The organism is Serratia nevei, assembly GCF_024160145.1.
GTDB classification, from domain to species: Bacteria; Pseudomonadota; Gammaproteobacteria; order Enterobacterales; family Enterobacteriaceae; genus Serratia; species Serratia nevei_A.
On sequence record NZ_JAMYWQ010000013.1, the window covers coordinates 72,965 to 86,864 of the forward strand.

At 63.9% G+C, this 13,900-nt stretch carries 11 protein-coding genes; 9 read left to right on the forward strand and 2 right to left on the reverse strand.

Annotated elements, in window-relative coordinates; genetic code table 11:
* Positions 1-4: 4 nt before the first annotated feature.
* The 9 genes from M6G53_RS11530 to ybaK all read left to right on the forward strand — a co-directional run bounded on the left by M6G53_RS11530 (position 5) and on the right by ybaK (position 11,092).
* On the forward strand, positions 5-1,480 hold the full coding sequence (locus M6G53_RS11530; RefSeq protein ID WP_436286521.1) for a D-alanine--poly(phosphoribitol) ligase: 1,476 nt from the start codon (positions 5-7) through the stop codon (positions 1,478-1,480).
* Positions 1,477-3,765: a prodigiosin MBC biosynthesis protein PigJ gene (pigJ, locus tag M6G53_RS11535; protein WP_253331477.1), complete on the forward strand. Its 2,289-nt coding sequence runs from the start codon at positions 1,477-1,479 to the stop codon at positions 3,763-3,765. The genes M6G53_RS11530 and pigJ overlap by 4 nt, the downstream gene beginning before the upstream one ends.
* Before the next feature lie 12 nt (positions 3,766-3,777).
* The gene (locus tag M6G53_RS11540; protein WP_253331479.1) at positions 3,778-4,092 is read left to right on the forward strand and encodes a RedY/HapK family protein; all 315 of its coding nucleotides are present in this window, start codon (positions 3,778-3,780) and stop codon (positions 4,090-4,092) included.
* Complete coding sequence (locus tag M6G53_RS11545; RefSeq protein ID WP_253331485.1) at positions 4,076-4,723, forward strand: 4'-phosphopantetheinyl transferase family protein; 648 nt, start codon at positions 4,076-4,078, stop codon at positions 4,721-4,723. Before M6G53_RS11540 ends, M6G53_RS11545 begins: the two co-directional genes overlap by 17 nt.
* A complete protein-coding gene (locus tag M6G53_RS11550; RefSeq protein ID WP_253331487.1) occupies positions 4,720-5,778 on the forward strand; it encodes a prodigiosin biosynthesis protein PigM in 1,059 nt (352 codons plus the stop codon). The genes M6G53_RS11545 and M6G53_RS11550 overlap by 4 nt, the downstream gene beginning before the upstream one ends.
* Positions 5,779-5,796: 18 nt before the next feature.
* A complete protein-coding gene (locus M6G53_RS11555) occupies positions 5,797-6,525 on the forward strand; it encodes a DUF1295 domain-containing protein (RefSeq protein ID WP_253331489.1) in 729 nt (242 codons plus the stop codon).
* 207 nt (positions 6,526-6,732) lie between these two features.
* Positions 6,733-9,444 carry a copper-exporting P-type ATPase CopA gene (copA, locus tag M6G53_RS11560; RefSeq protein ID WP_253331491.1) on the forward strand — a complete coding sequence of 904 codons (2,712 nt, stop codon included), beginning with the start codon at positions 6,733-6,735 and terminating at the stop codon, positions 9,442-9,444.
* Between the two features lie 133 nt (positions 9,445-9,577).
* Positions 9,578-10,384, forward strand: a complete 807-nt coding sequence (locus M6G53_RS11565; protein WP_253331493.1) for a TraB/GumN family protein — start codon at positions 9,578-9,580, stop codon at positions 10,382-10,384.
* Between the two features lie 228 nt (positions 10,385-10,612).
* Positions 10,613-11,092, forward strand: a complete 480-nt coding sequence (gene ybaK / locus M6G53_RS11570; RefSeq protein ID WP_253331496.1) for a Cys-tRNA(Pro)/Cys-tRNA(Cys) deacylase YbaK — start codon at positions 10,613-10,615, stop codon at positions 11,090-11,092.
* 10 nt (positions 11,093-11,102) lie between these two features.
* Here ybaK and dacB read toward each other — a convergent pair whose 3' ends face one another.
* The gene (gene dacB / locus M6G53_RS11575) at positions 11,103-12,569 is read right to left on the reverse strand and encodes a D-alanyl-D-alanine carboxypeptidase/D-alanyl-D-alanine endopeptidase (RefSeq protein ID WP_253331498.1); all 1,467 of its coding nucleotides are present in this window, start codon (positions 12,567-12,569) and stop codon (positions 11,103-11,105) included.
* A gap of 92 nt (positions 12,570-12,661) precedes the next feature.
* Positions 12,662-13,819: an MFS transporter gene (locus M6G53_RS11580; protein WP_253331501.1), complete on the reverse strand. Its 1,158-nt coding sequence runs from the start codon at positions 13,817-13,819 to the stop codon at positions 12,662-12,664.
* Between the last annotated feature and the right edge of the window lie 81 nt (positions 13,820-13,900).

Here is a 13,900-nt window from a genome sequence, read left to right on the forward strand (position 1 = left end):
CAGCATGCCGACCTTCACTTCACCTATCCTGGTGGCGCTGTTCAGGCACGCCCGGCACGCGCCGGAAAGCACCGCTCTGCTGTGCGGCGATCGGCGCTGGAGCTATCGCCGCCTGGCTGACCGCGTCTGCATCATGGCGGCGGCGCTGCGAGGCGCCGGGTTGAACCAGCGGGCCGTGCTGCTCAACCTGCAGAAAGGGCCAGACGCCGTCGCCGCCATGTACGCATGTTGGCTGAGCGGCAACCACTATGTTCCTGTCGATTTCAGCCAACCGGCGGCGCGCATCGAACGCATTATCGCCGCCGCCTCGCCCGCGCTGATCGTCGATGAAACCTGGCTGAGCGCGCTCGATGGCCGCACCGATCTCGATGGCGCCTGGCCGGAAGCGATCGCCGCGCTCGACGCCCCCCTCGCCGCCATACTCTATACATCAGGCTCCACAGGCACCCCGAAAGGGGTGCAAATCACCCATGACATGCTGACGTTTTTCATCGACTGGGCCGTCGGCGATACGCAGCTGACAGCCGGCGACGTGCTGGCCAACCATGCCAGTTTCGCCTTTGATCTGAGCACCTTCGATCTGTTCGCCGCCGTTTGCGTCGGTGCGGCGACCTGGATCGTGCGCGAAAGCGAGCAGAAAGATTGCCAGGCCCTCGTTCGCGGATTGCAAACGCACGGCGTCACCCAGTGGTACAGCGTGCCTTCGATTTTAGCCATGCTGGAAAAGAGCGCCTTGCTGACGCCGTCGGTGGTGAAAACGCTGCGCCAGGTCACGTTCGCCGGTGAGCCTTATCCGGCCGCCGCGCTGAGGCGCCTGGTTGCGCATCTGCCGGCCCGGTGCCGCGTCAGCAACTGGTATGGCCCGACGGAAACCAATGTCTGCACCGCCTACGCGCTGGATCGAACGCAGTTGGCGACGCTGGAGCAGATCCCCATCGGCCATCCGCTGCCCGGCTTAACGGCACAGTTGATCGATGAGCAAGGGCACCTGCAGCCGATTGACGGTACGCCGGGCAAACGCGGAGAATTGCTGATCGGCGGGCCGTGCGTTACCCCCGGCTACCGCAACGTCGTCTCATCGCGACAAGCGGAATGGCATCCGCGCCAATGCCACGCGACCGGCGACTGGGTGGAGACGACGGCGCATGGCCTGGTCTACCGCGGCCGCCTGGACGACATGGTGAAAATCAACGGCTACCGGGTAGAGTTGGGCGAGATAGAATCGATCCTTCAGCACCATCCCTCGGTCAGCCAGGCCGCGCTGTACGTCGAACTCGGCGAACTGAGGCAAAAGCTGATCGCCGTGATCACCCTCCATCCCGGCGCGCCACGCCCCCACCTGCTGGAGCTCAAGCAGTTCCTGCAGCCCAGGCTGCCCGCCTATATGCTCCCCAGCCAGTTGGTGGTCGCCGACAGCCTGCCCACCAACGCGAACGGCAAGGTGGACAGAGGACGTTTGTCCGAGGTGGACGCGCGATGAGCCAGGACATTCATGCCGCGCCGCTGGCGCTGGTCGGCATCGGCTGCGCACTGCCCGGCGTCGACCGTATCGATCTGTCCAACGGCGCCGCCTGGTCGGCGCTGTTCGACGCCCCGCCGCCGATGCCGTGGAGCGACGCCGCCGCGCCAATCCGCGGCCGCCAGATCGACGATACCGCGTTTGATTTCAAAAAATTCGCCATCCCGCCGCTGTTTCGACTGGCGGTCAGCCGCGAGACCCGTCTGGCGCTGCAGGCCGCCTCCGCCGCCATGCAGCACCTGACGTTATCCGACGCATTGCGCGACCGCTGCGATCAATTTTGCGCCACCCATTTGGGCAGTGATGCAGCCTATCGCAACGCCACCAAAATCGGCGCGCTGCGCAGGCTGGCCGAGCGGCTTGACGCCCAAGGGCTCTCGGCGGCGGCGATCGTGCGCCGAATTGACGATTACAAACAGCCGCTGGCCCAGGCGTTCGGCAGCTCATCCCACGATCGCGTGGGGGAAATGGCCTCCAGCATTCCCGCGCGCATCGCCCATTTCGCCGGCACGCGCGGCAAATGCCAAACCCTCGACGGCGCCGATCTGGGCGGCCTGCGCTTGTTGCAGCTGGCGCAAGACTGCTTTCGCCATGCCGATAGCCGCATGGCGGTGCTAACCGCCGTACAATGCTTCCACCATCAACCCCAGGCGGACATGCTGTTGGCGCAGGGCGTTTCCTCTTCGGCCTGTTGGCTGGAAGGGGCGATCAGCCTGGTCGTTTGCCCGCTGGACGTTGCTCAGGAACAGCGATGGCCAGTGATGGCGCAATTGTCGACCCTGATCGCCGAACGGCAGGCTGCCGCGTCGAACGCCGGTTATTTTGCCGGCGCCAATCAGGTTTTCTGCCATCTTCTCGACATGCTGTTACAGCGGCGACAGGCGTGCGCCGGCCACTCTTTCACCGGCTATCGCTGGCGGATCGACGCGACACCGACGCCCTCGTTAACACCGACGGCTTCGTCGCGCATCAGCATCATCGACTATCAGCCCATCACCGCGCAGGGGCTGGATAAAGCGCGTTTCTGGCAGACCTTGCGCAACGGGGAGGACGCCCTGCGCGATCACCGCCCCGAGCAGCTGCATCCCGCTGCCTTCGTGCGGCCCACGCCGCAAAAGCTCAGCGCCTACACCGCTCATGCCATGTGCTTCTCAACGCACGATCCGGCGCAGCTTGAGCTGACGCGGCCCATGATGCCGGCCAAAAAACAGCGCCTCGACGTCACGCAACTGCACGCCCTCAATGGCTGCGCGGCCTGGCCCGACAGCCTGCGACGTTTTGAACGCATCGCCATTATCGTCGCCAGCAACCTGTCTCTGAGCGCCGATCGACAACAGGCCATGAGCGCACTATGGCCGGCATTGCCTCCCGCCGGCCTCTCCCTTTCACCACCGCCCCAACCCGCGATCAACCGCTGGAGCTGGCATGGCGCCTGCGGCCTCGGCACCGCGCAGCTGTTGGCGCAACAGCTCGGCGTCGAGGCGGACTGCTACGCGGTCGAGGCGGCCTGCGCCAGTTCGCTGGCCGCCTTGCACAATGCGGTCAGGGCGTTACAGGCCGGCCGCTACGATGCGGTGATCGTCGGCGGCATAGAAACGGCGACGCTCGAACGCGATATGGTGCTGTGCAGTGCGCAAATGATGCTTTCCGCTTCGCGCATGCGACCTTTCGCCCGACAAGCCGACGGTTTTACTCCCGGCGACGGCGGCGGCTTCTTCATTCTGACCGGCCAGGCGACACCGCAGGCCATCGCCACCATCGAAGCGATATCGGGATCTTGCGACAGTTATTCCATGACCGCGCCCGATCCCCTGGGCCAGGCGTTGGCGATCGAAAAAACCCAGAGCCTGACCGCCGTCGAGGCGCACCAGGTACAGTATCTCGAAGCGCACGGCACCGGCACCAAACTGGGCGATCGGGCAGAAGTCGCGTCATTGCATCAGGGGTATCACCGCGCCGGGCACGCCCCTTTGTATATCGGTTCCGTGAAGTACAACTTCGGCCACTGTTTCGCCGGTGCCGGCGCGCTCAGCCTGTGCAAGGTGCTGAGCGCTTTCGAACACGGTCAGATCCCGCCCACGCCGGTGGCGACGTTGAATGCCGAACTGCCGCTGGCGGCGATCCCGGCCGAAATCCCGCAAACCGCGCTCGACTGGCCCCCCGGTGACGATGGGCGCCGGGCGGCGATCAACGGTTTTGGCACCGGCGGCATCAATTACCATTTACTCATCCATCAACCCACCTAAAAAGGCCGCCAGATGCACATTATCGTCCATAAAATTCGGCTAAAAGACATTGCCCACCGCGCCGCGTTTCGCGACTGGGTGGAAACGGTCGATTATCAGGCTTGCCGCCACCTCGACGCGGTACGCGCCTTCGATGTCATCGAAGTCAGCCCCTCTGCGGAGGCGCCGTTTCACTTTATCGAAATCATTCAGCTGAACTCACTGAAAATGTTCGATCGCGAGATGCAAACCCCGCTGTTTCAAAGCCTGGTTGAACGCTTTAATCAGTTGGCGGAAATCGTTGACGAAATCAGCGGAGAACGCATTGCCGATGGTTATCGAGCCTAGCGTGGCGCCACATATCGCTATCGCGCTGGGCGGCACCTACCGCAGCGCCGCCGTTCCGACATTGCGGCATCTGTCGGCGGTGAAAAGCGACGCGCGGGCGCAGGCCGTCGCGCTGCTGAACCGAACATGGAGCCAGGCGCACGCGGCCGGCTTTACGCTGCGCCATGACGCGAGCGGACAACCGTTCGGTGAGCACCCCCAGCTGGGACGCCGCCACGTTTCCCTCAGTCATTCGCATATCTGGTACGCCAGCGCCACCGGCGATATCCCGCTCGGCATCGACTTGCAGCAGTATCGTCCCTTCTCCGGCACGGCGCGGCGCTGGGCCTTTAGCGAGGCGGAGCAGCGATTGGGAGGCATACAGGCCTGCGCCGTCTGGGCCATTCGCGAAGCATTTTTAAAAAGTCACGGCCGTGGCCTGCCCTACGAGTTGCGGACGATCGGCATCGACTGGCAAGCCGGGCTGGCCTCAAGCGCCGACGGCAGTTTGGCGAGCAGACGCTTCTGGCTGTGGCGCAGCCTGGACTGGGCGTGCGCACTCTGCTTTCCGGCGCAGGAGAACACATCGTTCAGGGCGAACGTGACCGTCTCCTCCCTGCCCGCCCCTTCCGCTTTCGGAGCCTTATCATGACCCAAGACCTTTTCGCCGCGGCGCTGCAACAGGCAGTGGACATCGCGCGGCAGGCCCCCTCTTCACACAACTGCCAACCCTGGTCTCTCCGCTATGACACCGCCGCCCGATGCGGCCAGTTGGCTATCGACCGCCGTCGCGCCTTGCGGAGCCTGCCTTCGCTGGAACGCGAAATGCTGATGAGCTGCGGGATCTTCTTCGAGTACCTCAGCGCGCTGCTCAACTGTGCGGGCACGCCACTCACCTGGCGCTGGGAGAATGCCCCCACGCATTTACTGAGCTTTGCCCCCGCCGCGCCCACCGCGCCCGATCGCGCCGCCCATCGCCAACTGGCGCAGCTGATCGGCGAACGGTATACCGCACGGGCGGCATATCAGCCTACGCCAATCAATGAAGCACAGCGGAAGCATCTGCAGACCCTGTTCGACGGAACGGCGAGTTCACTCAGCATCGCAGGTGACGAACGCGCCCGTCGTCGGGTCGCGCAGCTTACTGCCCGCCACGCCGCGCTCGATTTCTCGGATCGTCAGGCCTGGCGAGAAACCTATCAATATATCCGCTTCGACGAACGGCAACCTGCCGACGACGGTTTCCACCTGCATCACCTGTTTGGCCCGGTATCCCCGGCGTTCAAGCGCTTCTTCCAATTGGCGTTTCACCCTCGTTTAAGCCGGCTGGCGACCGGGCTGCGCTTGCCCGCTTATATGGCGCAAGGGTTGGCGCAACGCGTTGCGGAAGGCCCGCAATACCTGGCGCTGTGTCTGAACGACGAAAGTGCCGAAAACCTGTTCGCCACCGGCATGCGGCTTGGACGCCTGTGGCTCACGCTACAACACTGGGGTTGGGGATTACATCCGCTCAGCGTTCTGGTGCAACACGCCGAGGCGCGGCGCGAGCTCGCAGCCACCCTGGCGCTCACCGCGCCCCCGGTGTTTTTTGCCCGCTTCGGCCACCTGCAACAATTGGGCAGCGCAGCGCCCAGACGCAGCTGGCAAAGCATTTTGACCGCGCCGCCATCCGGCGAGTGCGTTCACCCGGGGAGCGATTCCCCTTAATCCGCAGAGGAGAACACAATGAACGTATGGATTGCTTTGGCCGCTGTTTTGTTGGTCCTTGCGCTGCTGGCGTTTATCACCAGCCGTGGCGCACGGGATACCCGCCCGATGTTCCTGTGGGGGTTCAACGCCATGGGGCCGGTTACCCTGGTCTATTGCTATTTTGGCGAGGGCGATCTGAGCCACAAAGCCCTGATCCTTGTCATGGTCGGTCTGTACCTGCTGCGCATGAACATCGTGCTGACACGCTGGTACGGCAACACCGCCGCCGCCAAACTCAAGGATGTGATGCCCACGCAGCAGGTGCCGTGGCTGGCGGTGATGATGGTCATGATCTTCGGCGGCCTGTATTGTCTGCCCTTCTACTGGGCCAGCCAGCTGCAGGGGCCCTGGGGCACACTGCAATGGCTGGCCATTGGGGTCTACCTGATAGGCACGCTGTTCCACTTCGGCAGCGATTACCAAAAACGGCGCTTCAAACAGGATCCGAACAATAAAGGCCGGCTGCTGAAGAGTGGCTTTTGGGGGGTGGCGCGCCACCCGAATTATTTCGGCGACTTTCTTATTTTCATCAGCTTCGGGCTGCTTGCCGGTAACCTGTTTGGCCTTATCGCCCCGCTGACCAACCTGGTCCAGTATTTCGCCGACGCCATTCCCAAAAGCGAGAAAATGGCCGAGAAGCGCTACGGAGAAGTCTGGCGCAACTATAAACGCCAGGTGAAATGCTTCATTCCTTTCGTGCTGTAACCCCGGCGCGGCGGCGCGGCCCGGGTAAGACCACCGCGCTGCCGCCGATGAGACGCCTTGTTATACCGAGCAAAACGACCGTCACGCCCGCGCAAGTAAAAAACCGCCTTGACCTTACCCTTGCGGGAAGGTTTAAGCTCCATGCCTAGTGATAACCGGTCAGGCGGTCAACAGCTAAACGCCGCCTTCCAAGCAAGGAGTCCAATCATGTCACACACCACTATGCTGGCATTGCAGGGGCTGTCCTGCATGAACTGCGCGCAGCGGGTGAAAAAAACCCTGGAAAGCCGCAGCGATGTCGAACAGGCGGACGTTAACGTGCATTACGCCAAAGTGACCGGCGACGCGCCGGACAGCGCGCTGATCGACAGCGTGATCGCCGCCGGTTATCAGGCCGAAGTCGCGCCGCACGCCGATACCGAACTGCAGCTGAGCGGCCTGAGCTGCATGCACTGCGTCGGCAGCACCCGCAAGGCGCTGGAAGCCGTGCCGGGCGTGTTCGCCGCCGACGTCACTATCGACAGCGCGAAAGTGTACGGCGATGCAGACCCGCAGGCGCTGATCGCCGCGGTGGAAGAGGCCGGTTATCACGCCAGCGTAGCGGGTGCCGTCGCCCCAAAAACTGAGCCGTTGACTGACGCAACACCTTCGTTGCCGGACGTTCAGCCAGCGGCGCAACCTTCCCTTCCGGCAACCGACGGCGCGGACGACAGCGTACAGCTGCTGCTCAGCGGCATGACCTGTGCCAGCTGCGTCAATAAAGTGCAGCAGGCGCTGCAAAGCGTTCCCGGCGTAGAGCATGCGCGCGTCAACCTGGCGGAACGCAGCGCGCTGGTGACCGGCGCCGCCGATGCGCAGGCGCTGGTGGCGGCAGTGGAAAAAGCCGGCTACGGCGCCGAGATGATTCAGGACGAGACCGAACGCCGCGAGCGCCAGCAGCAGACCGCACGCGCCAACATGAAGCGCTTTAGCTGGCAGGCGGCGCTGGGCCTGGCCTTGGGTATCCCGCTGATGGCCTGGGGACTGTTCGGCGGCAGCATGACGCTGACGCCGGAAACCCAGCGCCCCTGGCTGCTGGTCGGCGTCATTACCCTGGCGGTGATGGTATTCGCCGGCGGGCACTTCTACCGCAACGCCTGGCGCGCGCTGATGAACGGCAGCGCTACCATGGACACCCTGGTGGCGCTCGGCACCGGTGCCGCCTGGCTTTACTCGATCGCCGTCAACATTTGGCCCGATTTCTTTCCGATGGAAGCTCGCCACCTCTATTACGAGGCCAGCGCGATGATCATCGGTTTGATCAACCTCGGCCATGCGCTGGAGCAGCGCGCCCGGCAGCGATCTTCGCAGGCGCTCGAGCGGTTGTTGGATCTGACGCCGCCCACCGCGCGGCTGGTGACCGACGACGGCGAACGCGACATCCCGCTGGCGGAGGTGCAGCTCGGCATGACGCTGCGGCTGACCACCGGCGATCGCGTGCCGGTCGACGGTGAAATCGTGCAGGGTGAAGTCTGGCTCGATGAAGCGATGCTGACCGGTGAAGCGGTGCCGCAGCAGAAAGGCCCCGGCGATACGGTACATGCCGGAACGGTGGTCGACGACGGCAGCGTGCTGTTCCGCGCCGCCGCCATCGGCAGCCAAACCACGCTGGCGCGCATCATCAAACTGGTGCGTCAGGCGCAGAGCAGTAAACCGGCGATCGGCCAACTGGCCGACCGCGTCTCGGCGGTGTTCGTGCCGGCGGTGGTGGCGATCGCCCTGTTCAGCGCGGCGATGTGGTACTTCTTCGGCCCGCAGCCGCAGCTGGTCTACACGCTGGTGATCGCCACTACGGTGCTGATCATCGCCTGCCCGTGCGCATTGGGCCTGGCAACGCCGATGTCGATCATCTCCGGCGTCGGCCGCGCGGCGGAGTTCGGCGTGCTGGTACGCGACGCCGACGCCCTGCAGCAGGCCAGCCGGCTGGACACCCTGGTGTTCGACAAAACCGGCACCCTGACCGAAGGGAAGCCGCAGGTGGTGGAGATCCTGACCTTCAATCAGGTCAGCGAGCAGCAGGCGGTCGGCTGGGCCGCGGCGCTGGAGCAAGGCTCCAACCACCCGCTGGCGCGCGCCATCATGGAGCGCGCCGCCGGGCAAACGCTGCCGCAGGTCGCGCAGTTCCGCACCCTGCGCGGTGCCGGCGTCAGCGGGGAGATCGACGGCGTGCAGTTGCTGCTGGGCAACGCCGCGCTGCTGGAACAGCATCAGGTCGCGACTGCCGAACTGGAAGCACCGATGCGCGCCCAGGCCGAACGCGGCGTGACGCCGGTGCTGTTGGCTGTTAACGGTAAACCGGCCGCGCTGTTCGCCATTCGCGATCCGCTGCGCGAGGACAGCGTCGCGGCGCTGCAACGTCTGCACCAGCAGGGGTATCAGCTGGTAATGCTGACCGGTGACAACCCGGTGACCGCCAACGCCATCGCCAAAGAGGCCGGGATCGATCGGGTGATTGCCGGGGTGCTGCCGGACGGCAAAGCGGCGGCGATCAAGCAGCTGCAGGCGCAAGGCCAGCGCGTGGCAATGGTCGGCGACGGCATCAACGACGCCCCGGCGCTGGCGCAGGCCGACGTGGGCATCGCGATGGGCGGTGGCAGCGACATCGCCATCGAGACTGCCGCCATCACCCTGATGCGCCACAGCCTGCACGGCGTGGCGGATGCGGTGGAACTGTCGAAGGCCACGCTGCGCAATATGAAACAGAACCTGTTCGGCGCCTTTATCTACAATACGCTGGGCATTCCAATCGCCGCCGGCGTGCTCTACCCGCTGACCGGCACGCTGCTCAGCCCGGTGGTGGCGGGCGCCGCGATGGCGCTGTCGTCGATTACCGTGGTCAGCAACGCCAACCGGCTGCTGCGTTTTAAACCCAGGAAGTGATCGCCGGGGCGCCGTCATGGCGCCCCGCTGTTTTCCGGGCTTCCCTGCGCGGCGGATAGCGTTTAGCATGAATGACGATTTTCCCTCGCCTTTCGTGCTGAAACGCGCACCCGTTATTCAGGAGTCACGCCGTATGGGTCAACTGTTACGCCGCCTCGCCGCCTTTCTCGGCCTGATCTCGCCCAAGAGTTACGCTTATCCGGCGCTGGACATCACGTTGCCGGGCGATCGTCGGCTGCATCTGGTGGGCAGCATCCATATGGGCACCGTCGATATGTCGCCGCTGCCGGTGCGGCTGGCCGCCCGGCTGCAGCAGGCCGATGCGCTGATCGTCGAGGCGGATATCACCGACGCCGCCTCGCCTTTCGACCACGCCGAGCAGCAGCCGGCACTGGAACAGCGCCTGTCCGCCGAAGAGTTTCAACAATTGCTGACGCTGTGCCATGAACTGGGTGCCGATCCGCACACTTTCGCCACCTTGCCCGGCTGGCAGGTGGCGTTGATGATGCAGGCGCGCCAGGCTCAGCGTCTGGGGCTGCGGGCGGAGTACGGCGTAGACTATCAGTTACTGCAGGCCGCCCGGGCGCAGGCCAAACCGGTGATCGAGCTGGAAGGGGCGCAGCAACAGCTGGCGATGCTGGAACAGTTGCCGGAAGGCGGCATTGCGCTGCTGCGCGATACGCTGGAGCACTGGCACACCAACGCGCGGCTGCTGCAAACCATGGTGAGCTGGTGGCTGGACGCCAAACCGCGCGGCACGCTGGACACCTTGCCCGCCACCTTCAGCGCCGGGCTGTACGACGTGCTGATGCATCAGCGCAATCGCGCCTGGCGGCGTCAGCTGGAGGCGCTGCCGGCCGGTGACTATGTGGTGGCGGTCGGCGCATTGCACCTGTACGGCGAGGATAACCTGCCGGCGATGCTGCAACCGCAGGGGTAAAAAAGAGGCCAATATCGCTATTGGCCAGTCAAAGAGGAATTTCTTGTATTCTAGTTATACGCATAGCAACCGTGTTAACGGTTACAGTAAACAGGGTAGCAACCCGGTGAATATCTTGGCAACCCGCTTTATGTAACAGCCGCCCAGGTTGCCGGACAGGTCGGATTTTTGTATTTTTAAGGCTGGTTATCACCCTTTCCCCGCAGGGGACATTCTGGACAACACATCATGACGCCCGCAGTCGTTCTGCTTGAGAAACAAAAGGTCACCTTTACCCTTCATCCTTATCACCACGACAGCGACGAAACCAATTTCGGCGACGAAGCGGTGAGGAAGCTGGGGCTGGATGCCGATCGGGTTTACAAAACGCTGCTGGTGGCGCTGAACGGCGACGCCAAACACCTGGCGGTGGCGGTGACGCCGGTCGCGACCCAGCTGGATTTGAAAAAGGTCGCCCGCGCCCTCGGTGCCAAAAAGGCCGAGATGGCCGATCCGCAGCTGGCGCAGCGCGTCACCGGTTATCTGGTGGGCGGCATCAGCCCGCTGGGGCAGAAAAAACGGCTGCCGACGGTGATCGACAGCCCGGCGCAAGCGTTCGCCACCATCTACGTTTCCGGCGGCAAACGCGGGTTGGACATTGAGCTGGCCGCCGTCGATTTGTGCCGCCTGCTGGCCGGCAGCTTCGCCGACATCGCCAAACGCGATTGATGCCGCCTTCTCAGCGGCACACCACCGTGGCGTCACAGGCCGCCAGCGTCTCCACCAGGCGGTCCTCCAGCGCCTTCACCTGCGCGCCGGGCACCAGATAGTTATTGCTGATGATGGCGAACGCCAGCGGCCGCCCGGTCGCCGAATCGACATAGCCACTGAGCGACGACACCCCTGTCATGGAACCGCTCTTGGCGTGGGCGCGCCCCGCCGCCGCGCTTTTCACCATGCGGTTTTGCAGCGTACCGCCCACCAGCAGCCCCGGCTGGCCCGCGACGGGCAAGGCGTTATACCAGTCGGCGAACCACGGCTGTTTTCTGGCCGCCAGCAGCAGCGTCGTCAGCTGCTGCGGCGTGATCTGGTTCATGCGCGACAGCCCTGAACCGTCCACCTGGCGATACGCATCGGCCGCGATGCCCTGGCTTTGCACAAACCGGCCAATCGCCTGCAGGCCGGCGGCCCAATCCCCCTTGCCCTGCGTCTTGCGGCCCATCGCTTTGGTCAGTACCTCGCCGTAACCGTTATTGGACACTTTCAGGAAGGTGACGACCAGGCGTGAGAGCGGCGGCGAGGTTTTCTCGGCCAGCAGCCGGGCATCCGCAGGGGTCACGCCCTCTTCAGCATTACCGCGCAGGGTAATGCCGTGCGCGCGCAGGGCATTTTGCAATAAGGCGCCAACCACGCGGGCGGGTTGCTCGACGGTGATCAATCGCGAGCGGGCCTCTGCCTGCGCGGCGATGGTGCCGCTGACCACGATCCGGTTACTGCCCGGCCGGCGTTCGAACGTCAGTGCGGTGTCGCCGCCGGTGGTGGTGTGGTTGACCAGCGTCACCGCGTCATTGGCGGGATAGAAACTCACCAGCCCTGGCGCACCGGCGCGGGTGCCCGGCTGCACGTCCACCCGCACCACATTGATATCGCCGCCGGGGGTAAAGGCGTAGTTCAGCGCCGAGATCGGCGCGGCGAAGGCGAAGGGTTCGTCGTCCCAGCTCCAGCCGGCGCCGAATGGCGTGTGATCAAACGCGTTGGCGTCCAGGATCAGCCGCCCATGAATATGGCGGATACCGCGCTGCGCCAGCGTGGCGGCGAAGGTGTCGAGATCGTCCGGGTGCAACGTCGGATCGCCGCTGCCCTGCAGATAGAGATCCCCCCGCAAGGTGTCGCCACGCTGCTCGCCGGTGGTCAGCAGCCGGGTTGCAAACCGATAATCCGCCCCCAGCACGCCGAACGCCGCCAGAGAAGTAAACATCTTCATGTTGGAAGCCGGTGCCAAACGCTGCGCCGCGTGCGCCTGATACAGCACGGCGCCGCTCTCGGCATCGCGCACCATCACGCCGCTCGACGCCCCAACCAGCGCCTTATCCTGGCTGAGGGCCGCCAGCGCCTGGCCAAGCGTTTGCTCATGACGTTGGCCGGATGACGAACACCCCGCCAGCGCCAGGATGGCGGGCAGCAGCCAGCCTGCGGTTTTCAACATGTCATCTTCCTGTTTGCGTTATCAAAACCAAATTGTCGCTCAGGCTATCATTGGAAGGCGGCGGTGGCGAGAATGTCCGACCTGCTTATCACTCAGATACGCTCAGACAACGCCAAACGGCGCTCGTTGTGCACCACCCGCCACGCCAACAGCAGCACGCAGAGGCTGCTGAGCGACAGCACGGTGCCCAGGTGCTGCGACAGCCCCGCCAGCACCAAGCCACCGCCGAGCATCAGGTAATACATCAGGCCAAGGATGGCGCCGGCAGAGCCCATGCAGTCTTGATACTGGCGCAGCGCGCGCGCCAGGATATTGGGAATGGCGATGCCGTATGCCATCACCACCAGCATCATCGGCAACACAAACCACAAGGTCCCTTCCAGCAGCAGTACCAGCAGGCCGCCGGTCAGCGACAACGCGCAGGCCAGCATCAACAACGCAGGGAACCGCCAGTGCTTGCCGATCAAAAACGTGTTGATCGCCGCGCCGATACCCACCCCGGCCGCCAACACCAAACCGGTATAACCGAACCACTGCGCCGGCAGTTCCAACGCCGAGAAGTAGAATGGCGCCAGTTGGTAATAGCTGAACATGCAAATATTGAACAACGCCACCAACAGCGCACTGAGCCAAATATCCCCGTCCTTGATCATCCGTCCCAGCGTGCCGAAAAATGAATGCTTCACCACCTGCTGCGGACGCGTCTCCGGCAGTTGCCAACCGGCATAGCCCAGCAACAGCGCCGCCAACAGCGCCAAACCGCCAAACACCCCCTGATAGCCCCAATAGTGAGTCAGCACGGCGCCGCTCAATACGCCAAGCGCCGGGCTGATCGCCATGGCGATCCCCATCACCGAGAACACCCGCGCCAACGCATAACCGTCGAAGCGATCGCGAATCACCGTTTGCGTCCCGACCGAACCGACCGCCGCGCCAAAGGCGGCCAGCACCCGCGCCGCCAGCAGCACGCTGAAGCTGCCGCTGAACAGCGCGACGAGAGAAGCCAGCAGATAGAACGTCAGCCCGGCCAAAATGGTTGGACGGCGCCCGATGAGGTCGCACATCCGTCCCCATACCACCACGCCCAGCGCAAAGGCAAGAAAGTAACAAGAGAGCGTTTGCGCCGCCATTTCCGCACTCACCCGGAAACCGTGCGCAATGTGCGTCAATGCCGGGCTGTAGATGGTCTCCACCACCTGGGGAAACATCATCATCGACGTCGCCAATGTCAGCGTCAGTTTACGTTGCATAGCAGATCCTGTAGCCAAGAATAAGCTGCACAAGGTAGCATCGGCTCCCCGTGGACGATTACAATATAAAAGACAATAAAT

Coding starts and splice junctions, on each gene's coding strand:
- M6G53_RS11530 (WP_436286521.1), top strand. CDS start 5: ATGCCGACCTTCACTTCACCTATCCTGGTGGCGCTGTTCAGGCACGCC.
- pigJ (WP_253331477.1), top strand. CDS start 1,477: ATGAGCCAGGACATTCATGCCGCGCCGCTGGCGCTGGTCGGCATCGGC.
- M6G53_RS11540 (WP_253331479.1), top strand. CDS start 3,778: ATGCACATTATCGTCCATAAAATTCGGCTAAAAGACATTGCCCACCGC.
- M6G53_RS11545 (WP_253331485.1), top strand. CDS start 4,076: ATGGTTATCGAGCCTAGCGTGGCGCCACATATCGCTATCGCGCTGGGC.
- M6G53_RS11550 (WP_253331487.1), top strand. CDS start 4,720: ATGACCCAAGACCTTTTCGCCGCGGCGCTGCAACAGGCAGTGGACATC.
- M6G53_RS11555 (WP_253331489.1), top strand. CDS start 5,797: ATGAACGTATGGATTGCTTTGGCCGCTGTTTTGTTGGTCCTTGCGCTG.
- copA (WP_253331491.1), top strand. CDS start 6,733: ATGTCACACACCACTATGCTGGCATTGCAGGGGCTGTCCTGCATGAAC.
- M6G53_RS11565 (WP_253331493.1), top strand. CDS start 9,578: ATGGGTCAACTGTTACGCCGCCTCGCCGCCTTTCTCGGCCTGATCTCG.
- ybaK (WP_253331496.1), top strand. CDS start 10,613: ATGACGCCCGCAGTCGTTCTGCTTGAGAAACAAAAGGTCACCTTTACC.
- dacB (WP_253331498.1), bottom strand. CDS start 12,569: ATGTTGAAAACCGCAGGCTGGCTGCTGCCCGCCATCCTGGCGCTGGCG.
- M6G53_RS11580 (WP_253331501.1), bottom strand. CDS start 13,819: ATGCAACGTAAACTGACGCTGACATTGGCGACGTCGATGATGATGTTT.